Source organism: Peterkaempfera podocarpi (assembly GCF_042466665.1).
GTDB classification, from domain to species: domain Bacteria; phylum Actinomycetota; class Actinomycetes; order Streptomycetales; family Streptomycetaceae; genus Peterkaempfera; species Peterkaempfera podocarpi.
In genome coordinates, this window is record NZ_CP162102.1 from 720,651 (window position 1) to 741,422 (window position 20,772).

Genomic DNA, 20,772 nt, shown 5'->3' on the forward strand with positions numbered 1-20,772 from the left:
GGACGCGGAATCCGGTCGGTCGATCGGTACTGGTGGCCCAGGAGGGGAGGCGACAGCCCTCCGCGATGTGTATGGTGTGCTCGTTTCGTGAAGGATGAGTGACGTCCGACACAGTCGGGGTGTCATGGGCCGGGGGGCCGGGCTTGGTTCAGCGCGAGGACGAGTTCTCCCAGGCGGTCTTCGGGACGGCCCTGCGAGCTGCGTCGACACTCTGGTGGGCGGGGTGCTGCTTCCGGGCGGCCTGTGTGGCGGGGGCCTGGGTGGTGCTGGCCGTGTCGCACACCGGCGAGCCGCTCAGAGCGGCCCTGCAGCTGGGGGCGGCGAGCGCCGGGGTCGGGATCGCCTTTCTGCACACCCGCTCGGCGGCGCTGGAGCGGCTGGCGGAGACCGGACCGCCCGCGGTGCAGCGGCTGGCCGCGCATCTGCTGACGACGCCGGGGCGGGCCACGCTGGATGCCTCCGGGGTGGCGGAGACCATCGGCGCATTCCTGGTGCTGTGGCTGTTCACCGGGCTCCTCCCACTGCCCGGACTCACCCAGGGGCAGCGTGTGTGCGGCGTCCTGTTCGGTGTGCTGTACTCGCTGTCCGCCGCACTCCAGGCGATGGTCGACCCCGGCTGGTACAGCGTCGACCGCCGGCCCTCCCCACGGATGCGGCGGCTGCGGACACTGTTGCCGGTGGTCTTCTCGGCGATGCTGGTGGTGTATCTGTTCCCCTACAACGACCGCGCCGCCGAACTGACGGTCCCGCTCTACCTGGCCCTGTGCGCCACCCCGTTCGGCTACTACCCGGTGTGGGCGGGCTTCGATGTGATGCTGCGCGCGGCCGCGTCCCACACCGTGAACCGGCACGACCTGTGGCGGCGCGGCGCCGCCGTGGACATGCACAGCATCGCCCGAAACGCCGTCAGCCTGCTCCAGCAGTACGTCAACGAGCCGGATCCCGACCCGCGCGAGGTCCGCCGACTGGTGCGCGAGGCCATGATGCAGGTCGAGGAGGCGCGCCTGGACGTACTCAGCGACGCCAACCGCAGCGGCCCCCGCCCCTTCGGGGAGTTGTGGGCCCTGGTGCAGCGGACCCTGCCGGCGTCGGAGCGCGCCCGCTGCACGGTTCCCCGGACCGCGCCGGATCCGCAGCTCTCCCCGGTGGACTACCAGATCGCCCGCCGTGTGCTGCCCGACCTGCTCACCAACGCCCTCGCCGCGGGCGCGGCCCGCATCGAGGTGCGGTGCGCCGCCACGGAGCAGGGACGGATCACCCTGACGGTCGCCGACGACGGCCCGGGGCTCACGGCAGAACCGGGGACGTCCGCTCCCGCGCACAGCAGCTCCCGGCTGCTGAGGCACTGGCTTGCCGCCTACGACGGGGCGATCGGCTGGCGCGGCGGCGGACACGGGACGGTGGCGGAGGTCCACTGGCGGTCGCAGCGGAACGAGCGGCAGCAGTACCGGTCGTACCGGAACGAGGGGCAGCAGGAGGGGAGCGGCGGATGAGGATCGTCGTCGTCGACAATGTGATGCAGGTGGGCGAGTCCGTGGCCAGGGCCCTGGACGGCACCGGTCACTCCGTGGCGTGGGCGCTGACGCCGGAGCTGCTCGGCGGGATGCTGGGCGGCGGTCAGCGGTTCGATCTCGCCTTTGTGGACATGGACTTCGGCCGGATGTCGGAGCAGAGCGGCCTGACCGTGCTGCGGCATCTCGGGGCCGTCTCGGTGCCGTCGGTGCTCTACTCGGCCGACAGCGAGGACAGCCGCCTGCTGTTCCTGCTCGCGGCGTTCCAGTTCCACCGGCCACTGGGGCTGCTCTCCAAGGAGGCCCCCGGGGACGACGTACGGGCGTTGGTCGAGGCCGTGGCGGCGGGCGAGCAGCCCGCCGCCCGCTTCCGCGGCGACCGCTACCGGCCGCCGGCCCGCGACCGGGGCGCGCCCTGGCTGGACCGGTTGATCCCGTCCACCACCGACCTGGGGATCTGGGAGCAGCTCCCCCACTACTCCAGCCGCTGGGAACTGGCCCGTACCGCGCATGTGTCGGAGCGGACCGTGGACAACTTCCTGATCCGGCACGCGGACACGGTACGGGAATTGGAGCGCAGCTTCCTGCACCGTCCCGACCCGCAGCCCGTCGCGGTGCCGGACGCCGCCCTGGGCCGCCGGGCCCGTACAACCCTGCTCGCGCCGCTGCACGCCTTCGCGGTGATGCACTTCCGCTTCTTCCGCGACCCGGAGCTCCGGCCGCTGGTCGAGGGGAGGCGCCGGACCGCCGGAAGGCTGTGAAGTTTCACCTGGCTCCGGGGGCCGCGGCGGCGGATGGTGGATGTGGCATCCGCAATCAGGATGTGACGGACCGTCCGACCACACGGAGGGGAATCATGGACCGGCCCATTGACTCAAGCGTTCCCTTCGACGTCAAGAAGTATCTCGATCCCGCCGCTCTGCTGCGCAATCTGCCCGCCGAGGCGACTCGCGCCCAGGTGGTGCGGCGTACACCGGACGGCAAGGCGGTGCTTGCGGCCCGCCGTCGGCGCGCGCAGACCGCGGTCGGTGTGGCCTGCGGGGTGTCGGCGGCTGCCGGGGCGATCCCGCTGCCCTTCGCCGATGCGATTCCGATCACCGCCGCCCAGGTGTGCCTGGTCCAGGCGATCACCACCGCGTACGGGGAGCCTCCGGTGACCGGGGACCTCACCGTGGTCGGCTCGGTCCTGCTGGGACAGGGTGCGCGCAAGGCGGGCACCTATGTCGCGGCCAACCTGCTCAAGCTGATCCCCGTGGTGGGCAGCGTGGCCGGGGCCGCGGTGAACGCCTCGGTGGCGATCACCGGGACGGCCGTCGTCGGCTACACCTGGATCGGACTGTGCGAGTACACGGCGACGCACGAGGTGGGCACGCTGGAGCAGTTTCTGCGCACCCCGCTCGCCCGTCTGGTGCTCGCCGAACTCAACCGGCGGGCGGTCGCGAACCTCGCGGACACGCTCGTCCCGGCGCTGCGCCGTTCGGCCACGGTCAAGGAGGGCTGAGTCATGGGGTTCTGGGCCACCGGTGTGAGCATGGCCGCCGGTTACACCGCCCTGCACGACGGGGCGGCCGGGCTGGACGTGGGGGCGGTCGGAGTGGACGCGGGCGCGGTGCACCCGGGGCACGGAGGCGAGGTGACCTTCGGCTCCGAGGGCTGCTACCCGCACGGCCACGACCACCTGGGCCGCGAGGTCATCCAATCGCGCGTCGGGGGCCCGGTGCTGAAGTCCACCGGTGAGGCCGTGGATCCCAACGACATCACCTGGTGAGGGGCCTCCGCCCCGTCCGCGCAAGAGAGTTCCCGGCCCGCCGGGCCGTGGATCATTTCAGTCAGGGGGTTCTCATGAAACTCAGGCGTACTCCGGCAGCCGCAGCCGCGGTGCTGGGAACGACCGTGCTGGTCCTCGGCACCACGGGTGCACCGGCCGACGCCGCGACGACGACCAAGGTCTACAAGGGCACGGCGGCGATGACCGTCGATGTCTACGACTACTGCGGCGGCCCGTGGGGCGGGGTGCGGCGCCATGTGGGCCGGGCGCAGTACAAGGTCCCGGCCACCCTGGTGGTCTCGCCCACCCAGAAGGCCGGCAAGCAGAGTGAGAAGAACCCCTTCCACTTCAGCCTGGCGGCCGGCGGCCCGAGGGTGAACGGCTCGGTCTCCCTGTTCAGTTCCGCGGTCTTCCGGGTCTCCGCGACCGACGTCAACGGCCATCCCCGCGACCCGAGGCTGCTGCTGCGGTACTGGTCGTACACCCGCTCGGCGAAGACCGGGGCGTTCTCCGGCTCGCTGACCAACAACCACAAGGCCCAGGGCGCCGTGCTCAACACCTTCAACGCCGCCAACCTCATCGTGCCCTGCCGGCCGTCGCTGGGCGTCACCCCGGTGATGCCGCACACCATCAACGCGGGCGCCAGAATCTCCGGGAAGATCACCTCGGCGCACGCCCAGGCGACGGTGACCGGCAGCACCTACGACGGGTTCTACGTCTTCCGTATGGTCTTCAAGAAGTAGGCCGCTGATACACGGAAAACGGGTCGCGGGAGCCCGGGTCGTCCCCTTCGGAAAGGAAGGGACGACCCGGGCTCCCGCTCTGTGTGAACCATCTGCGCCGGCGTTCTGAAATTCCCGCCCGTGTGGCGTCCGGCAATGCCCGCAGCCGTTTCGGCGGGGCGCTGCGAAGTCGGCGGACTCCGCACCGAGGGGCCCGGACCGTGCGGCGCGCGGTCCGGGCCCCGACCGGGAGCAGCGCGCGGCGATCAGCGCGCGACGCTGGAGGAACCGGTCGGCTGGCAGGTCTGGGGCGTGTCGTGGTGATGCCCGGCGAGCCAGATTCCGGTCAGGAGACCGGCGACGGCGAGGACCTTGTGCCGGTTCTTCTTCCACCACGATGGCGAACCCGCTGCCATGAAACGCAGATGTGTGTACTCCGGGTGCTCGCGCGGCGGCGCGTCCTTGAACATTCCCATCGCTGGTGAACCTCCTTTCACCGTCAGGAGGTTTATGACCATACGCCGGTAGGTCTCTTGATCGCCGACATTAAAAATCCCGTTGCGGGCGGGCCGAATTGCGCGGCACCGCACCGGGCGGGCGCGACCGCACCCGCGCCCGTGGCCACGCCCGGTCCGGCCTCGATCAAGGCCCGCCGCGCCGGGAGACCGGGAGAATGCGGCGAACTCCGGCGGCCGTCCGGCGGCAGGGCCCGGTGACGAGACCCCGGCCGCCGGTCGCCCGCGGCCAGTTCGCCGGTCGCCGGTCGCCGGATCCAGGCCGGCACCGCCCCACCCGGCAGTGCCGTGACCGTCCGGTGAGCAGGGCCCGGGTTTACCGCGGAGCCTTCCTGACGCCCCTTCAGCCGTCGCGGGTGGCCACCACGGTGCTGAGGTCGGGGGCCAGGCGCAGTTCGGCGGCCCGCAGGCCGGGGTGGCCCAGCCAGTGCATCCGGGCGAGATCCGGCCGGCCGTCGTGACGTGGCGGCCAGCCGTCCGCCGGGGTGAAGTCGTCCACCACCAGCGTCCCGCCGGGGGCCAGCAGCAGGGCCGGGTCGGCGGGCGGGTCCGTCTTGCCCTGGCCGCCCCCGTCGAGCACCAGCAGGTCGAACGGCCCATGGCCGGTGATCTGCTGCCAGTCTCCGTGCAGGATCCGCACCTGGGGGTGGTCGGCGAACAGCTCCGCGGCGAGGCGGGCCCGCTGCGGGTCCCGCTCCACGCTCAGCAGGCGGACGTCGTCGCGGGCACCCGAGGCCAACCAGGCCAGCCCCACTCCGAGTCCGGTCCCAGTCTCCCCGATCAGCCCCGGCGCCCCCGCGGCGAGGGCGTGCAGCAGGCGGCCCTGCTCGGGGCGGCAGGAGTGGGCGAAGCCACTCTCCCGGGCGGCGCGCAGGGCGCGCTCGACCAGCGGCGGCAGATCACGGACACCCCGGTAGGTGTCGGTTCCGGTGAGTGACATGGCGTCATTCTGGACCCGCTGGCGGCACTGGGGGCAAGGCCCGCCCGGGGCTCAGGAATGTGCAGCCGTCCCCGGACGCTGAGGGTGGTGAGGCCGGCGCGAGGAGAGGACGTGAGGACGACATGACCAGTGCGGAGTCCGAGGACCAGCGGGGACGTCGCCCTGTGGGGGCGGCGACCACAGTAGTCACCGAGGCCGCTGCGGTGGCCGCACTGGTGACCGCGTGCGGACGGCGGATCGCTGTGGCACCGCTGTGCATCGGCGGGTCCAGTGGCCCGTTCGCCCGGATCGCACTGGATGTCGGGCCGGAGCGCGGGGGCTTCTCCAGAGCCTGGGCGGGGCTGAGCCCGCTCGAGGCGCGGCGGCTTGCGGCGCTGCTGCTGGCCCAGGCGGCGCACGCCGAGCAGCTGGCCGCGCCGCATTCCTGACCCGCACGTCACCCGCTGCGGGACACCTGTGACGCGCGCGGGTGGCAGAGTGGGCGCGTGCTTCAGACCTCCTCGCGGCTGCTGCGGCTGCTCTCCCTGCTCCAGGCCCGACAGGACTGGACCGGCCCGGAACTCGGCCGGAAACTCGGCGTGACGGCGCGCACCATCCGGCGTGATGTGGACCGGCTCCGCGAGCTGGGCTATCCCGTGCACGCGACCCCGGGCGCCACAGGCGGTTACCGGCTCGGTGCCGGGGCTGCGCTGCCACCGCTGCTGCTGGACGACGAGGAGGCCGTCGCGGTCGCCGTCGGCCTGCGGATGGCGGCGGGCGGCAGCGTGGCGGGTACTGCCGAGTCCTCGGTGCAGGCCCTGGCCAAGCTGGGGCAGGTGCTGCCGTCCCGGCTGCGCCGGCGGGTGGACGCGCTGCACAACGCCATGGAGTGGCTGACCGGCCCGGACGGCCCCGATGTCGACGCGGAGTCGCTCACGGTGGTCGCGAGTGCCTGCCGGGACCGGATGCGCCTGCGGTTCGACTACCAGGACCACGGGGGTACGCAGAGCCGGCGGGCGGCCGAACCGCACCGGCTGGTCTGCACCGGACCCCGCTGGTACCTGGTTGCCTGGGACACCGGGCGGGCGGACTGGCGGAGCTTCCGGATGGACCGGCTCACCGACCCGGTGCCGACCGGCCCCCGCTTTGAACCCAGGAAGCTTCCGCAGGAGGCGGCCCAGTGGCTCGCCGGGCGGGTGTCGACGGAGGCGTTCCGCCATCGGGCCCGGGTCACCCTGCATGCGCCGGCCGCGATGGTGGAGGCCTGGACCGGCCCCACCTACGGGCAGGTGGAACCCGTGGACCAGCACAGCTGTGTGCTGCGCACCGGCTCCAACTCACTGGACGACCTGGCCGCCCGGCTCACCCGCTACGGGGTGGACTTCGAGGTGCACGAGCCGCCGGAGCTGGCGGAGCACATACGGCTGGTCGCCGAACGGCTCGGCCGCGCGGCGGGTGGCCCGGCCAAGGGCTGACGACCGGTCAGGCCCCCTGTTCCGGGACCGGCCCCGGTGAGCGGTCGAGCAGGGCGCGCAGCACGCCGATCCGATTGGTGGTGAGCGAGACGACCCCGGTGCGCAGTACCCGCGCCATGGTGCGGCGGACGTCCACGGTCCAGGCGCTCACCTGGAGTCCGGTGTGCCGGGCCTGCTCCACCAGCGCCGGGGTGACCAGGCCGAACGGCAGATTGAGCAGCTGCGGGCGCAGTTCTGCGAGCAGCGCCTGCGGCGGGGTGCGGGGGGTGCGCCAGGTGACCGAGACCTCGGCGGTGGGTTCGTGGTCGCGTACGGCGAACATGGCGGAGGGCGGTCCGCAGTAGGCGACCCGGTCGGCGGCGCCGAGCCGGCGTACCTCTGCGCAGGTGGCGGCGACGGGGGCGGCGTCATCCAGGTCGATCATGAGCAGCGGGGCCCGCCCGGCCGGGTTGCGGGGTGCGGTAGCGACCGCCTCCAGCGCCTCGGCCAGGGTGGGTACCTGGTGCGGTGCGCCGTGTCCGCCCAGGCCGCGCAGGTCTGCGGCGGTGAGCTCGGCCAGCGGCCGGTTGAGGCCCCAGAGGCGCCGGAGGGTGGGGTCGTGCAGCAGGACGGGCACGCCGTCGCGGGTGAGGCGTACGTCGACCTCGACCGCGTCGGCCCCGGCGGCCAGGGCGGAGCGGATCGAGGGGAGGGTGTTCTCGCGGTGCCGGTAGGGGTCACCGCGGTGGGCGACGGCTCGCGGCGGGTGGAGGTGCACGGCCCGCCCTCAGCCGCGCTCGACGACGACATTGGTGGACTTCACCACGGCCACGGCCGGCGCGCCCGGTTCCAGGCCGAGTTCCTCGGCGGACTCCCGGCTGATCAGGGAGACCACCCGGAACGGACCCGCCTGGATCTCCACCTGGGCGGCGACATCGCCGAGGATGACCTGGGTGACGATGCCGCGGAAGCGGTTGCGGGCGGAGGACGGCAGGCCGACCGCCGCGGCGTTCTCCGGGCGGGCGAGCTCGCGGGCGAACGCGGCCAGCCTGGCCCCGGGGACGATGCGGTGGCCGTGCTCGTCGCGCTCCGCGTCGAGGCGTCCCGCGTCGACCCAGCGGCGCATGGTGTCGGCGCTGACGCCGAGCATGGCCGCCGCCTCTCCGATCCGGTAGCTGTTCACCGGCCGGTCGGACTGACCCATCTGGCTCCTCCTGAGGATCGCTGTGATCAGCGCCATCCTGCCTCATGGCCCACTCGGGAGGGTGCATCTCGTACCGGAGATTAAGCTGCTATTCAGGTCGAAGTTCGACGATTCGGACAGCTGACCGCCGGTACGGATACAGGGAGAGCGGAATGAGTCAGGATCAGGGCACGGAGGACGCCTTCCGGAGTGATGTGGCCCCGCCGCCGCGGCCGCGGCCGACCACCGCGCAGCTGTGCGGCCGGACCGGCTTCGGCATAGCCGTCATATCCGGGCTGGTGACCGCCGTGGTGCTCGGCACCCCCGCCCTGCAGGCCGGCGAGGCCGGTCATGGCACCACCGGCACCGGCCATTCGGCGGTGGATGCCGCCGGCCGCTGACAGCCTTCGCCGCAACCGGCCCAGGAAGGCCACCGGCTGAGACAGGCGACGGGCCCAGGCAGGCCGGCGACAGAGACAGAGACAGAGACAGAGACAGGTGACCGGCGCAGATGTGCGCGGAGTCACGCAGGCCGGCGGTCAGGGACCGCCGAAGAGATCCTGGTGAACCGCGTCCAGCGCGATGAGCACGGCCCCGCCGAGGACGGCGCTGCCGCTGACCGTGCCGGCGCGTACCTCCGTGCGGAGCGGGGAGAGACCGGCGAGCCGCCGAGCCACTCGGTCCGCCAGCTCGGTTCCCCCCGCCGTGCCGACCTCACCGCCGAGGACGACGCATCCGGGGTCCAGGACGACACAGACCGCCGCGGCGCCCAGCGCCACCCGTTCGGCGAGCACGTCGAGAAAGGCCGCACCGTCCTCCCCCGCGGCGAGCGCTGCCCGTACGGCGGCCTCCGCGGCCGGGGCGTCGTCGGCGGCCGGAGCGGGCAGCCCGTGCTCACGGGCGAGTGCGCACACCGCCGCGCTGCCGGCCAGGCCGTGGAAGCCTCCGTCGCATCCGGTCGCGGTGGGCAGCATCGAGGTGCCGGGCACGGGCAGGAAGCCGATCTCACCGGTGCCGCCGGAGGCGCCGCGGCGCAGCCGGCCGTCGAGGATGGCCGCGGCGCCGACGCTGTGGCCGAGCCAGAGCAGGACGAAGGTGTCGCGGTCACGCGCGGAGCCCAGCCGCTGCTCGGCGATGCCGGCCAGATTGACCTCGTTCTCCAGCAGCACCGGGACACCCAGCTGTTCGCGCAGCGCGCGGACCAGGTCGGCATGCCAGCGGGGCAGCCCGCCGGTGCCGCTGAGTTCGCCCGCGGCGGGGTCGATCAGGCCCGGCGCTCCGACGGCGATGGTGTGCAGGGTGTCGGTCCCGGCCCTGCGGGTGGCGTCGACCAGGGCACGCACGGCGCCGTCCACCAGGTCGGCGGGCGCGGTGTCGGGGGCGGCGGGGAGACGGGCGGTGGCGCGGGTGCGGCCGGTGAGGTCGGCGACGGTGATGGCGACACCGACGGTGCGCACATCGATGCCGGCGATGTACGCGCGGTCGGCGACCAGCCCGTAGAGGCGGGCGTTGGGGCCTCGCCGGACCGCGCCCGACTCGCCGACCATCGTGACCAGTCCGCTGTGCTGAAGACGTTCCAGCAGGTCGGCGACGGTCGGCCGGGAGAGCCCCGTGAGCTCCTTGAGCTGGGTGGCGGTGAGTGGGCCCTGCTCCAGCAGCAGGTCGAGGGCGAGCCGGTCGTTGATGGCACGGGCTGTGCTCGGGGTGGCCGTGCGCGCGGTGGTCATGGCGCCAGATCCTCCCAGACGGTTTTGGCAGTTTTCTATCAGGGTCCCTTCCTGATAATTTAGTACCGGCCGGATGCCGACAGCGTCGTCCGTCGCAACGTCGCGCGCCGCCGCGCACCAGGGGAGGAGACACCGGATGGACCAGTCCGCCGTCCGCAGAGCCAGGGTCGCCGTGGCCGTGGTCTTCGCACTGCACGGAGCCGTCCAGGGCAGCTTCGCCACCCGCATCCCCTGGGTGCAGGAGCGCCTCGACCTCAGTTCCGGGCAGCTCGGCCTGGCGCTGATGATGCCCGCACTCGGCGCCTCGCTGTCGATGCCGCTGGCAAGCCGGATCGTGTACCGCTTCGGCGGGCGGGCGGCCATTCGCGGACTGCTGGCACTGTGGTGCGCCTGCCTGGCACTGCCCCCTGCCGCACCGGGACTGCTCTGGCTCGGCGGCTCGCTGCTGCTGTTCGGCGCGACGGCCGGGATGGCCGATGTGGCGATGAACGCCCAGGGCGTGGAGGTGGAGCAGCGGCTCGGCCGGTCGATCATGTCCGGACTGCACGGCATGTGGAGCGCCGGTGCGCTGATCGGCTCGGGCTTTGGTGTCCTGGCCGCCCACTCCGGCATCGACGCCCGGCTGCACCTCGGGCTGATGGCCGCGGTGCTGGTGGCCGGTGGGCTGCTGGTCGGACGGAACCTCCTGGACGTACGCCCCGCCCCCGACGAGGAGGCCCCGCCCCGCTTCGCCAGGCCGCCGCGGGCGGCGCTGGCGATCGGACTGGTCGGCTTCTGCGCGATCTTCGCGGAGGGTGCCAGCTCGGACTGGTGCGCGGTCTACCTCAGGGACATCACCGGTGCCTCGGCCGGACTGGCCGCGGCCTGCTTCTCCGGGTTCGCCTTCACCATGGCGGGCGCCCGGATGCTCGGCGACGCGGTGGTGCGGCGGCTGGGGCCGGTGCGCACAGTGCGGCTCAGCGGTGCGGTGGCGACCACCGGCGGGCTGCTGGTGGTGGTCGCACGCACCCCGGCGCTGGCGATCCCGGGCTTCGCCCTGCTCGGTGTGGGCATCGCGGTGGTGATCCCACTGGCCTTCGCCGCGGCGGGCAAGAGCGGACCCAACCCGAGCCAGGCGATCGCGGGCGTCGCCACCATCACCTACACCTCGGGACTGGTGGCCCCCGCCATCATCGGCGCCCTCGCCCAGGCCACCTCGCTCACCGTCTCCTTCGCCGTGGTGACCGCACTGGTGGCGGCGCTGATGGTCTGCGCGGGCGCGCTGCGGGCAGCCGCGGTGACCGTCACCGGCGGAGCCGCCGAAGCCGCCGCCCCGGCCCCGGCGGGGACCAACTGACCCTCCGTCAGCCCAGCAGGCCCTTGGCGAGCGTGGCCAGCGAACCCAGCAGTGCCAGGCCCAGCACCAGCCGCCTGGCCTGCCGGTCGCTGAGCCACTCCCCCAGCAGTCGCCCGACCACCGCGCCGCCGGCCACGCCCATCGCCAGCAGCGCCCAGCCAGGGGAGGCCAGCCGGGGCAGGCCCTTGGCGGCCATCGAGAAGAGGTTCACCACCACGCCGTAGAACTGGGCGTTGGGGACGAACTCCCGGACCGGCCACTGGGCGTTGACCGCATACAGGGAGAGCGCCGGCCCCCCGACCCCGGCGGAGGAGTTGAGGAAACCGCTCGCCGCACCCGCCACCACCGCGCCGCCCCTCCCCCGCAGCGACGCCACCTGCGCGCCGGCGATCACCAGCAGCACCGCGACCACCACCACGGCGCCGATCGAGGTGAGCAGCGCCCGCTCGGGCAGCCGGTCCGCCACCCAGGCACCGGCCGGAACGGTACAGGCGGCGGCCAGCACCAGCGGCAGCATCGCCGACAGCCGCACCTGCCGCCAGCCCGCGCACAGGCCGACGGCGCTGATCGCCGCTGATGCGCAGTTGGAGACCAGAACGCCCTGGCCTGGCCCCACCAGCAGGGCCAGCACCGGGGCGGTGACCAGGGCGAAGCCGATGCCGGTGAGCCGCTGCACCGAGGCGCCGAGCAGGACGACCAGTCCCAGGAGCAGTTCAGCGGTGGTCATAGCGGCGGCCTCCTTGTCGACCGGGGTCAGGACGGGACCGACCGTAGGCCCACGACCGTACCGCCGAACAGCGATGTGGGACCTGGCGGACCGGGCCGGGTGGTCGGACCGGCAAGCCGCGACCGGGCGGCGGCGGCCCGCCCCGGTCCGGGCGCGGGTGACCGGAGGCGGCCCCGGACGGTCGCCGGTCCCCGGGCGCGGCCGGTGCGGAGCCGGTCCACGGCGGTAGTGCCCGCTCGCTCGGGCCCTGCTTGCCGGGCGAGGTCGAGACGTGCAGCGAAAGCTTCCTCGATGCACTGTCAGACCTCTCCGCTACTGTGCGGCCATGTCGAACTTGGTACTGGTTCCAGGCGCGTGGCTCGGATCGTGGGCATGGGACGAGGTGGTGCCCACGCTGAGGGAGGCCGGTCACGCCGTCCACCCGCTGACCCTGTCCGGCGTCGCCGACAGACAGGCCGTGCCCGCCGGGCGGCAGACCCACGTCCAGGACATCGTCGATGAGGTCGAGCGGCTCGATCTGCGCGATGTCGTGCTGGTCGGGCACAGCTACTCGGGCATCCCGGTCGGTCAGGCCGCCGGGCGGATCGGTGACCGGCTGGTCGGCGTGGTCTTCGTCGACTCCAACGTTCCAGCCGATGGCGAGTCGTTCGTCTCCACCTGGTGGGAGGGGCCGGCGAAGCTGGAGGCCGTCCTTGCCGGGAACGGCGGGCTGTGGGCGCCGCCGACCAAGGACGACTACGACGGGCAGGGCCTCACCGATGAGCAGATCGCCCGGATCGTGGGCGGAACGACGCCGCACCCCGGCGCCTCGCTGGCCGACCCGGCCCTGCTGGTACGGCCACTCGCTGACCTTCCGACGACATACATCAAGTGCCTGCTCGACGGCCCCGAGCCGAGCGACGACGTGGCCGGGCTCCTGACCGGCGAGCAGTGGAGACTGGTCGAGATGGACACCGGCCACTGGCCGATGTTCTCCCAGCCGCAGGAGCTGGCCCGGATCCTTCTCGACGCGGCCGGGTAGGGGCTGCGGTTCCATCCCGACGGCCTGGCCGAGCTCGGCCCCAGCCGCTCGTCGCAGCCACTCACTGACAGCCGCGACGAGAAGGGCGGCTCGGCCGTGAGGTCGTCGCGCACCGCCGGAGGATCCCCGCCCCTCTGCACCCGCGGTCGGGGCGTCCGGGCAAGGTGCGACCGGGGCGGGCATCAGCCGTCAGCGGGCTTCCGCCTTGAAGTCCCGCGCCTTGATCTTCGCCATCCGGCCGTCCGGGTGGTGCCACACGATGCCCTCGCAGCCATCAGCCTCCGCGAGTGCGCGTACGGTCTTGCGGATGCCCTCGAACGTCAGCTCCGGCACATCGAGGTTCAGTGCTTGGGCGTGCTCGACGAGCAGGTGCGCGGTACGTCGCTCAGGGTTGCCGTTGATCTTCGGTCCGATCAGTTCGAAGGTGCCCGTGACCCCCTCGTCCGCCGCGCAGTTGCGGACCGCTTCGGCGTGGAACGTGGCGAACGGGGACTGCTCGATCGGCTCCCACCCCACGGTCCTGCTCGTGGTCGGGTCGGTGGAGACAGGAACGTAACCGGCCGGTGCGGGCTTGTCGGCGCGGACTTCCCGGCGGGCCCACCAGCTGCCGTGTTCGTCGAGCATGACGCAGGTCCCGTCGAACTTCCGCGTGGCCCGGCCTTCGCCGGCCAGGACCCAGGCGCATTCGGGGTTGACCTCCTCGACGACATGGGCGGGGCGGGCACCGAAGTCGCGGACGAACACGGTGGGGATCTTCTTCATGGAACGGCTCCTGGATGTGGTGACCAGTGCTGGGCCGACGCCCGATCAGCACGGAACGTCAGGCACTGGGGTCCAACGGGGCGGGCGTAGGCAGCATGGGCGATGGCGCGCGTCCGGCGCACCTTGTTTCTCCCGGCGCCGGACGCCCGTCGACCAGCGGCTACATGCCCCCAGGAGACGGCCCGGCCAGGGCTGGGAGGGCAGGCGCGGGGCTCGTCGAGCCGCCGCCTCCTGGACCCTCGTACTCCAGCCGTAGATCGTGGCCTGGAGCATCGTCATGCGCTGAAACACGAGGGATTTGCAGTGGTGGTGCCAGCGGGCGCGGGGCTTCGTGGCCTCGGCGCCCCTGGGGTCGGCGCAGGTGCAGGGCGATCCGGGCGCGGGCTGCATGAGACGGCGGACCACTGTGGGAGTGCAGAAAGGTGGAACAGGCGCTGGGCTTCGGAGGGCCGTCAGCGCCACAGTGCCCGCCCGTCAACCGGCGGGGCTCCGTCAGACCAAGAGTTGATCTACAGCAAGTACCCGATTGAACCATCGCTCTGAATGCCGGTCAGTTTTTCTGGATCACTCGTACTTCCGCGGACGGGGTCGAGCAGCGCTGCCGCAGCAGCCACGAAGTGGGGACTCAACCTCCGGTAAGCGAGACTGCGTCGAATCGTGTCGTGAGAACGCATGTCGACGACGACGAAGACCTCGTCGCGGATGCCATAGCGCCGTGCGTCGCGGATGCGCTGGCGGCGTTCGATGCGTGCATAGGTATAGACGCCCCCGCCGGAGGTGACGGCCCATCGATGGCCCAGTTCCCCGGTCCAGCCGTAGGACAGGTGCCAGGTGGATGCCATGACGCACGTCTCGTCCATGCGGGCGTACGCGCCGTCATGTTCCATCGATCCGTAGAGGTACAGAGGGAACGTGGGAGTGCCGTGATCCCGGGCGAACACGAAGAACTCCCGGGCCCGCTCTCGCAGGAAGGCAGCGTTCTGCTGCTGGGCCCTCTGAGTCTCGGCGTAGCGGGTGGCTGCAGACTCGGCGGCTTGCCGTTTCTGGCGCGCGAGTGCTGCTGCGGCGTCCTCCAGACCGGACATGCACCCTCCCCTTGGGGCGTGGACCTGTGCTCCACTTCGAGTGAATCAGGCCGATCGTCCTAGGGCTACCCTCGGTTCGGACGCCCGGCCTCGGGCCGTACCTTCAACCGCGAACGGAAGCAGAGCTTCGCACTGCCTCAGGTTGATGATCCATCTGGTCCGCATCGATCCGCTTGTGGGAATCACGTCTGTGGTCTGTGCGCTCTCATCCTGATCCGTTACATCACGGGTACGGTCCAACGTCGAGAGCGTGGTTACGCTGCCGAGCAGCGCACCGGGCGAGATCGTCCTCTGAACATGGGTGAGGAAGTCTCGGCGTTCGCCGTACAGGTCGCACCCATGGGGCGTGGGCACCCGTTCGAGTACCCCGGGGCCGCAGGGGCCTGATCACCGGCATACCGGGAAATCTCTGGTAGAGCCGGACCGGCCAGGCAATACTCCTTGCCCATGACACGCGACGACCTCCATCGGGACATGGAGACCAACCCTGCGTTGCGGCGAGTCCTGGGGCGGCCCGGGGGCCCGGAGCTGCTGAATGTCCTGGCGGACGGGATGTCCGGCGGAGACCTGACCACACTGCTGCTCGAGGTGTTCCGGCGCCGGGCAGAACGGCTCTCGCCTGCTGAGGTCATGCGGCGCTACGGCAGTGACCGGTTCGTGGCGCCGGCACCGACCGGTTTCGCCGCGCTGCGCCGCGCCGAAGACACCTTGGTGTCCGCCTTGCCGGACGGCTTCGAGGTGCTCGTGCTCGCCCCGGTCCTGCCGCTGGCAGCACATTCGGCCGTGGCGACCGTCGATCCACGCAAGGTGATCGCGACAATTCGCGGGAGCGAGGTGGCCGCCGACCCGACGAACGCATTGGCCCTTGAGGCATCCGCCCGACGTTCCCGGGCGCTGGCCGATGATCCCCGCTCCAGCGTCGTGGTGCGACTGGCGGCCAGTCAGCGGGTCTCCCGTGCACAGCACTTCGAGGGCGCCGGGATGCTCGCCCACTTCCAGATCTTCGGCCTGGTGACCGCGGGCCGGGACACCGGCAACCGCGCCTTCGAGTACCACCAGCTGAATGAGCATCTGCGGTTCGCTGCCCGGGCAATGGCCGCCGCCGGGGCTCCGGAGACACAGATCCGGCTCACCTGCCTGGAGGACGCAAGCACTCCCGTCGCCGAACGCATGTGCGCCGACCTCGCCCCGCTGCCGGGCGTTTCCGTACTTCAGGACCCGGGCCGGACAACTGGGCGCGGCTACTACACGGGCATGTGCTTCAAGATCTTCGCCAACGTCGGAGGCCGGCAGGTGGAAGTCGGCGACGGTGGTTTTGTCGACTGGAGTCAACGTCTCCTCGGCAACCGCAAGGAGCGCCTTCTGATCAGCGGATTCGGCGTCGATCGCATCGCCGACACACTGACACCGCAGACGAGGCCCAACCAGTAGTCCCCACCCCGCCGGATGGGCGACGCCATCGACGGACGCGGCACTGCCCGGCCAGGGAGTCAGACCAGCCCCACCTCAGTAACCCCTTGGTCAGCTCGGACCTCAGGCCGACTGATACGCGTCGTTCCCCCATCGTGCCCAGAGAATGTGTTTCCAGTCGTTGTCGTCGGCATCCGGACCGGGTTTGGAGACGGCGGGTACAGGTCTGGGCCCTGGTTGCGTCCTGGTACCCGAACTCGATCCCACAGCAACCGCAGATGTCGAAGCTCGGCGCGTCCCCGCTCTCGCCCCAGGGCGGGTACCCCTGATCGAATCGCACCCGGTGTCCTTGATCGAACGCATATGGGCACCCCCTGGCGACGCCACGTCAGATCCCGGTACGGGGTGGCACTTGACCTTGGGATCCCGGTCGCGGAGGCCCCGCTCGGGCGGTCAGACCAGCAGCCGCAGCCGGGTGGCGGCGACACCCACCCGCACCGTCTGGCCCCAGAAGAGCTCCAGCGCATCCGCCTCCATACCGTCGCCGAAGGCCACCAGGCGGTCCGACCCCACGGTGACCGTCAGCCGGGAGTCCTGCGTCAGCAGTCCCTGCACCTGCGCCGTCCCGGTGGCCTGCGAGGGCCAGGCCTCGCGGACGAACCAGGCCAGCGCGGAGGCGTCCGGCGCGGGCAGGGCGAGCTCGCTGCGGCGCTCCAGCCAGGCCGAGCGGCACCAGCCGGTGGCCCCGGTGCCGGTGCCGACCAGGACTCCGGAGGAGGCCTGGGGTTCGGCCGGCTGCCCGTCCACCGCGAGCCGGTAGCGGGCGGTCTGGTGCCCGGGCTGACCCAGGTAGATCTCGTTCAGCGCGAGCAGCCGTTGGGAGTCGTCGGCCACCGCCTCCACCATCGTGCGTTCCTCGACCCGGCCGCCGCCCGCCGGGTCGGCTGCGGCGCGCAGCAGTTCGGCGGCGTCCCCCGAGCTGTGCCGCACCAGCACCCCGGGGTTGCGCCCGGGGTCGGTGTCCAGCCCGATCACCGGCTGGCCGTCGAGGTACTTGGCGACGTTGGCGACCAGTCCGTCCTGGCCGACGACGGCGACGATGTCGTCCGGCGCGAAGAGGAACCGGGCCAGGTCGCCGCGCTCGACCCGGGTTCGCCGCCAGTCCAGCGGTACCGCCGCGGCGACCTCAGCCAGCGCGGCCAGGGTCTGGTGGTGGCGCTGCTCGGCCTCCTCCAGCGAGCGGCCCCGGGAGGCCAGGAAGAACCCGGCCTGCCCGGCGGTGCCGTGCCGGGCCACCAGTTCCTGGTACTCGGTGCGGCGGTGGACGAGAACCAGCCGAGGGGCCAGTGCCATCAGCTCTCGCCCGGTCCGGCGCCGAGCCGGGCGAGCAGCCCGGTGAGCAGGTCGGGGGTGAGGGTGACGCTGTCGATCCGCGGCAGATGCTCGGCGAGCCGGATCAGGGCGAGCGCCCGCAGGGTCGCGGGGTCGGCCTGCTGGTGGGCGGTGAGCCAGGCGGCCTCGGCGGTGGCCTTGGCCTCGCCCAGCATGCCTGTGGCCTGGGCCTCGGCCTCCGCGAGCCGGGTGCGGCGGGTCGCCTCGGCCTCGGTGCTGACCCGGTCCGCGGCGGCTGCCTCCTCGGCCTGGAGCCTGGCGTTGGCGCCCTGCTGGGCGAGCAACTGCTCCTCGCGGCGGGCGAGTTCGATACGGCTGCCGAGTTCGTTCTCGGCGATGGCGCGTTCGCGCTCCACCGCGACGGCGCGGCGCTCGTAGGTGGCGCGGTCGGCCTCCTGCTGGACCAGTTCCCTGGCTGGTGTGCGCAGTGCCCGCTCCACCTCGGGTTCGGGGCGCAGTGCGACCACCCGGACGGCGATCACGGCGAGGCCGGTCTCGGCGAGGCGCGGGTCGGCGGTGAGTCCTGTGGTGACGCGGTCGCGGACGGCGGCGACTCCGTCGGTGAGTGCGGCGGCCAGCGGGGTGCGGGCGAGCAGGTCCAGGGCGTGCTGCTGGGCGGTCTCGGTGAGCAGGGTGCCGAGCTGGTCGAGGGGGGCCGAGCGCCAGGAGCCGGTGTCGGGGTCGATGGAGAAGTCGACCCGGGCGGCTGCGACAGCGGGGTCGGTGATCCGGAAGGTCACGGTCGCCTGGACGGTGACGTCCTGGAAGTCGGCGGTGCGGGCGTGGAAGAGCATGGCCAGTTCGCGGTCGTCGGCGGGCACTTCGGACAGGGCGGCGGTCAGCGGCCGGAACCAGAAGGCCAGTCCGGTGCCGTCATGGGCGGGGATGCCGCCGCGCAGGTGGCGGATGTGGGCGGTGGGTGCGGCCCGCAGGTGCCGGAATCCGAAGCGGCGGGTGATGTCGGCCATGTGATGTCTCCCCTTTTCGTCAGTATGACGATAGTGGCTCGCCCTCTTATCGTCAACAGGACGACAAAGGTCCACGTCAACGCCGGGATCCGGCTACGCTCACCGGATGCCCCGCCTGACACCGCCCCTCGGACGCCTCCCGCTCACACCCCGGGTCCGTCTCGCGCTGCTGGCGGTGCTCCTCGCCGCGGCCGCCGGCTCGCTCCTGCTGTGGAGCCCCCAGCAGCTGTTCACCCACGGCTTCACCGCGCTGGTCCCCGGCCCCTGGGCCGGCCCCGCCTTCGCCGCACTGTTCGCCCTGAGCACCCTGGCCTTCGTCCCCAAGCCGCTGCTCAACGCCGCCGCCGGGGCACTCTTCGGGATCCACCAGGGCCTCGCCCTGGCCGTGGCCGGCACCACCGCCGGTGCGCTGCTCGCCTTCGGCCTCGGACGGGGCCTGGGCCGGGAGGCACTGCGCCCGCTGCTGCGCACCAAGGTCCTCGCAGCCCTCGACCGGCGACTCACCCACCAGGGCTTCCGCAGTGTGCTGCTGCTGCGCATCGTCCCCGGGGTGCCGTTCGCCGCCGCCAACTACGCCGCGGCCTTCTCCGGCGTGCGGCCCCTGCCGTTCGTCCTGGCCACGGCAGTGGGCGTCATCCCGGGCACCGCTGCCTACGTCGTCGCCGGGGCCTCCGCAGCCTCACCCGGCTCCCCTGCCTTCCTGCTCTCCGCGGCGCTCATCGCCGCCACCGGGCTGCTCAGCGCGGTCTCCCTGTGGCGGCGGTTCCGCGGCCGCGGGCGCCCCTCGGACGCGACGGGCTGACACTGCTGCCGGCGCCCGGCACGGGACGGCCCGCGAACGCCCGGTAGAGTCCGGCCGGACCACTGGAGCCACGTCAGCGGGGAGGACCTGTGGCGCTGCCGACGGTTGCGGACGGCTCGCTCGGAGAGATCCTCGATGCCGCGGCGCGCGGCCAGTTCCCCCCTCCCGACGGCACGGTCACGGTGGTACCGCAGCCGTCGCCGCGCACCGCCGGAGTCCTCTCCTTCTGCGCCCATGCGGTGGTCTTCACCGATGCCGACCCCCAGTGGGTACGGGACACCCTCGCCGCGGACCCCGGTGACCCGCTGTCCGCACCGCTCTGCCCACCGTTCCTCGGCGCGCTCTCCGCCCGCACCGGGCGGCTGGTGGGCAACATCGACATGGTCGTGCAGACCTCCCCGCTCCCGGGCCCGCCCCCGCTGGCCCTGCAACCGATCGACGACCCGGACCACCCCAGGGTCGCCCGGGCGCTGCGCTACCGCGACGACGTACGGGTGTGGGCGGCCGACGGCGGGGTGGCGGTGCTGGGCCGGGGACTGGCGGGGCGGTGGGAGGCCTCGGTGGAGGTCGACGCCGACGCGCGCGGCCGGGGCCTGGGGAGGGCACTGGCGCTGGCACTGCGTCATCTGGTGCCGGACGGGGGCCCCTTGTGGGCGCAGATCGCACCGGGCAACGCCCCCAGCGTCCGCGCCTTCCAGGCGGCCGGCTACCGCCCGATCGGGGCGGAGGCCCTGCTGGTCAGGCCGTGAGCCCCGCGCCCGGCAGCTCGGGTGCCCCTGCCGCCTCGCGGAGCCGGGCGAACTCGGCGGCCAGAGCGGCGGCGGACCAGTGGGCATTCAGGCCGCTGGGGCTCGGGAGCACCCAGATGCGGGTGTCGCCCAGGGTGCCGGACTGGGGGCCCACCGCGGCCCGGCGGTCGGCGAAGGCCGCGCGGTAGGCGGTCACACCGGCCACCGCCAGCCAGCGCGGTCGGTGCCGTGCCACCTTGGCCGCGAGGATGCGGCCGCCTGCGGCGTACTCCTCGGCGGTGAGCTCGTCCGCCCTGGCCGTCGGGCGGGCCACCACATTGGTGATGCCGAAACCGAGCGCCGTCAGCTCGGACTGCTCGTCCGGGCGGAAGCAGCGGGGGGTGAACCCGGAGGCGTGCAGGGCGGGCCAGAAGCGGTTGCCGGGGCGGGCGAAGTGGTATCCCGTCGCTGCTGTCCACAGCCCGGGGTTGATGCCGCAGAAGAGCACCCGCAGATCGTCCCCGAGGACATCCGGCACCAGGCGGTCACGGGCCGCCTCCATCTCGGCGCGGGTGGGGCGCAACGCGGTCAAGGGACCCCTTCCTCTCTGCGGGCCGATCAACGGCAGCCGGGATGTGACAGCGCCCCGGTCGGGGCCGGTCAGTCTTCGAGTTCGTGGCGGACACGCCTGGACGGGCTGAACGAGTAGAGGCCGAGGGTATCGGGCGCCTCAGCAAGGCCG

The 20,772-nt window shown here is 72.6% G+C and carries 24 protein-coding genes; 13 read left to right on the plus strand and 11 right to left on the minus strand.

The window, feature by feature from the left end:
- Positions 1-143: 143 nt before the first annotated feature.
- The 5 genes from AB0761_RS03305 to AB0761_RS03325 all read left to right on the plus strand — a co-directional run bounded on the left by AB0761_RS03305 (position 144) and on the right by AB0761_RS03325 (position 4,022).
- The gene (locus tag AB0761_RS03305) at positions 144-1,493 is read left to right on the plus strand and encodes a hypothetical protein (RefSeq protein ID WP_377267349.1); all 1,350 of its coding nucleotides are present in this window, start codon (positions 144-146) and stop codon (positions 1,491-1,493) included.
- The gene (locus AB0761_RS03310) at positions 1,490-2,272 is read left to right on the plus strand and encodes a hypothetical protein (protein WP_377267350.1); all 783 of its coding nucleotides are present in this window, start codon (positions 1,490-1,492) and stop codon (positions 2,270-2,272) included. The genes AB0761_RS03305 and AB0761_RS03310 overlap by 4 nt, the downstream gene beginning before the upstream one ends.
- 95 nt (positions 2,273-2,367) lie before the next feature.
- Positions 2,368-3,012, plus strand: a complete 645-nt coding sequence (locus AB0761_RS03315) for a DUF697 domain-containing protein (protein ID WP_377267352.1) — start codon at positions 2,368-2,370, stop codon at positions 3,010-3,012.
- A gap of 3 nt (positions 3,013-3,015) precedes the next feature.
- The gene (locus AB0761_RS03320) at positions 3,016-3,279 is read left to right on the plus strand and encodes a hypothetical protein (protein WP_377267353.1); all 264 of its coding nucleotides are present in this window, start codon (positions 3,016-3,018) and stop codon (positions 3,277-3,279) included.
- Between the two features lie 74 nt (positions 3,280-3,353).
- Positions 3,354-4,022 (plus strand): hypothetical protein, encoded by a 669-nt coding sequence (locus tag AB0761_RS03325; RefSeq protein WP_377267355.1) that lies wholly within the window; start codon positions 3,354-3,356, stop codon positions 4,020-4,022.
- A gap of 245 nt (positions 4,023-4,267) precedes the next feature.
- Here AB0761_RS03325 and AB0761_RS03330 read toward each other — a convergent pair whose 3' ends face one another.
- On the minus strand, positions 4,268-4,471 hold the full coding sequence (locus AB0761_RS03330) for a hypothetical protein (protein ID WP_377267357.1): 204 nt from the start codon (positions 4,469-4,471) through the stop codon (positions 4,268-4,270).
- A gap of 388 nt (positions 4,472-4,859) precedes the next feature.
- Entirely contained in the window at positions 4,860-5,456 is a 597-nt protein-coding gene (locus tag AB0761_RS03335) for an O-methyltransferase (protein WP_377267359.1), read from the minus strand.
- A 122-nt stretch (positions 5,457-5,578) separates the two neighbouring features.
- Here AB0761_RS03335 and AB0761_RS03340 point away from each other — a divergent pair, with 122 nt between their 5' ends.
- Complete coding sequence (locus AB0761_RS03340; RefSeq protein WP_377267361.1) at positions 5,579-5,884, plus strand: hypothetical protein; 306 nt, start codon at positions 5,579-5,581, stop codon at positions 5,882-5,884.
- A gap of 57 nt (positions 5,885-5,941) precedes the next feature.
- The gene (locus AB0761_RS03345; protein ID WP_377267362.1) at positions 5,942-6,910 is read left to right on the plus strand and encodes a helix-turn-helix transcriptional regulator; all 969 of its coding nucleotides are present in this window, start codon (positions 5,942-5,944) and stop codon (positions 6,908-6,910) included.
- Between the two features lie 7 nt (positions 6,911-6,917).
- Here AB0761_RS03345 and AB0761_RS03350 read toward each other — a convergent pair whose 3' ends face one another.
- Together AB0761_RS03350 and AB0761_RS03355 are read right to left on the minus strand one after the other, a co-directional pair.
- Positions 6,918-7,667 (minus strand): glycerophosphodiester phosphodiesterase, encoded by a 750-nt coding sequence (locus tag AB0761_RS03350; RefSeq protein ID WP_377267364.1) that lies wholly within the window; start codon positions 7,665-7,667, stop codon positions 6,918-6,920.
- A gap of 9 nt (positions 7,668-7,676) precedes the next feature.
- Positions 7,677-8,093: a molybdopterin-binding protein gene (locus AB0761_RS03355; RefSeq protein WP_377267366.1), complete on the minus strand. Its 417-nt coding sequence runs from the start codon at positions 8,091-8,093 to the stop codon at positions 7,677-7,679.
- A gap of 152 nt (positions 8,094-8,245) precedes the next feature.
- On the opposite strand from AB0761_RS03355, the gene AB0761_RS03360 reads away from it, so the two are divergent.
- Positions 8,246-8,473 carry a hypothetical protein gene (locus AB0761_RS03360; protein WP_377267368.1) on the plus strand — a complete coding sequence of 76 codons (228 nt, stop codon included), beginning with the start codon at positions 8,246-8,248 and terminating at the stop codon, positions 8,471-8,473.
- Positions 8,474-8,611: 138 nt separating this feature from the next.
- Here the strand turns inward: AB0761_RS03360 and AB0761_RS03365 are convergent, their stop codons facing one another.
- Entirely contained in the window at positions 8,612-9,799 is a 1,188-nt protein-coding gene (locus AB0761_RS03365) for an ROK family transcriptional regulator (protein WP_377267369.1), read from the minus strand.
- 136 nt (positions 9,800-9,935) lie between these two features.
- On the opposite strand from AB0761_RS03365, the gene AB0761_RS03370 reads away from it, so the two are divergent.
- Positions 9,936-11,135 carry an MFS transporter gene (locus AB0761_RS03370; RefSeq protein ID WP_377267371.1) on the plus strand — a complete coding sequence of 400 codons (1,200 nt, stop codon included), beginning with the start codon at positions 9,936-9,938 and terminating at the stop codon, positions 11,133-11,135.
- A gap of 7 nt (positions 11,136-11,142) precedes the next feature.
- Here AB0761_RS03370 and AB0761_RS03375 read toward each other — a convergent pair whose 3' ends face one another.
- The gene (locus AB0761_RS03375; RefSeq protein WP_377267373.1) at positions 11,143-11,862 is read right to left on the minus strand and encodes a TSUP family transporter; all 720 of its coding nucleotides are present in this window, start codon (positions 11,860-11,862) and stop codon (positions 11,143-11,145) included.
- A gap of 325 nt (positions 11,863-12,187) precedes the next feature.
- On the opposite strand from AB0761_RS03375, the gene AB0761_RS03380 reads away from it, so the two are divergent.
- Complete coding sequence (locus AB0761_RS03380; protein ID WP_377267375.1) at positions 12,188-12,883, plus strand: alpha/beta fold hydrolase; 696 nt, start codon at positions 12,188-12,190, stop codon at positions 12,881-12,883.
- Between the two features lie 189 nt (positions 12,884-13,072).
- Here the strand turns inward: AB0761_RS03380 and AB0761_RS03385 are convergent, their stop codons facing one another.
- Positions 13,073-13,645: a DUF5565 family protein gene (locus AB0761_RS03385; protein ID WP_377267376.1), complete on the minus strand. Its 573-nt coding sequence runs from the start codon at positions 13,643-13,645 to the stop codon at positions 13,073-13,075.
- A 509-nt stretch (positions 13,646-14,154) separates the two neighbouring features.
- Entirely contained in the window at positions 14,155-14,730 is a 576-nt protein-coding gene (locus AB0761_RS03390) for a hypothetical protein (RefSeq protein WP_377267377.1), read from the minus strand.
- Between the two features lie 552 nt (positions 14,731-15,282).
- Between AB0761_RS03390 and AB0761_RS03395 the strand changes: the two genes are divergently transcribed.
- Positions 15,283-16,161: a hypothetical protein gene (locus AB0761_RS03395; RefSeq protein WP_377267378.1), complete on the plus strand. Its 879-nt coding sequence runs from the start codon at positions 15,283-15,285 to the stop codon at positions 16,159-16,161.
- Positions 16,162-16,593: 432 nt separating this feature from the next.
- Here the strand turns inward: AB0761_RS03395 and AB0761_RS03400 are convergent, their stop codons facing one another.
- Both AB0761_RS03400 and AB0761_RS03405 read right to left on the minus strand, forming a co-directional pair.
- On the minus strand, positions 16,594-17,493 hold the full coding sequence (locus AB0761_RS03400) for a hypothetical protein (protein WP_377267380.1): 900 nt from the start codon (positions 17,491-17,493) through the stop codon (positions 16,594-16,596).
- Positions 17,493-18,500: an SPFH domain-containing protein gene (locus AB0761_RS03405; RefSeq protein ID WP_377267381.1), complete on the minus strand. Its 1,008-nt coding sequence runs from the start codon at positions 18,498-18,500 to the stop codon at positions 17,493-17,495. Before AB0761_RS03405 ends, AB0761_RS03400 begins: the two co-directional genes overlap by 1 nt.
- Before the next feature lie 106 nt (positions 18,501-18,606).
- Here AB0761_RS03405 and AB0761_RS03410 point away from each other — a divergent pair, with 106 nt between their 5' ends.
- Complete coding sequence (locus AB0761_RS03410) at positions 18,607-19,302, plus strand: TVP38/TMEM64 family protein (RefSeq protein WP_377267382.1); 696 nt, start codon at positions 18,607-18,609, stop codon at positions 19,300-19,302.
- A gap of 89 nt (positions 19,303-19,391) precedes the next feature.
- Entirely contained in the window at positions 19,392-20,051 is a 660-nt protein-coding gene (locus tag AB0761_RS03415) for a GNAT family N-acetyltransferase (RefSeq protein WP_377267383.1), read from the plus strand.
- On the opposite strand, the gene mug is transcribed toward AB0761_RS03415, so the two are convergent.
- Positions 20,041-20,613 (minus strand): G/U mismatch-specific DNA glycosylase, encoded by a 573-nt coding sequence (gene mug, locus AB0761_RS03420; protein WP_377273923.1) that lies wholly within the window; start codon positions 20,611-20,613, stop codon positions 20,041-20,043. The genes AB0761_RS03415 and mug overlap by 11 nt on opposite strands.
- Between the last annotated feature and the right edge of the window lie 159 nt (positions 20,614-20,772).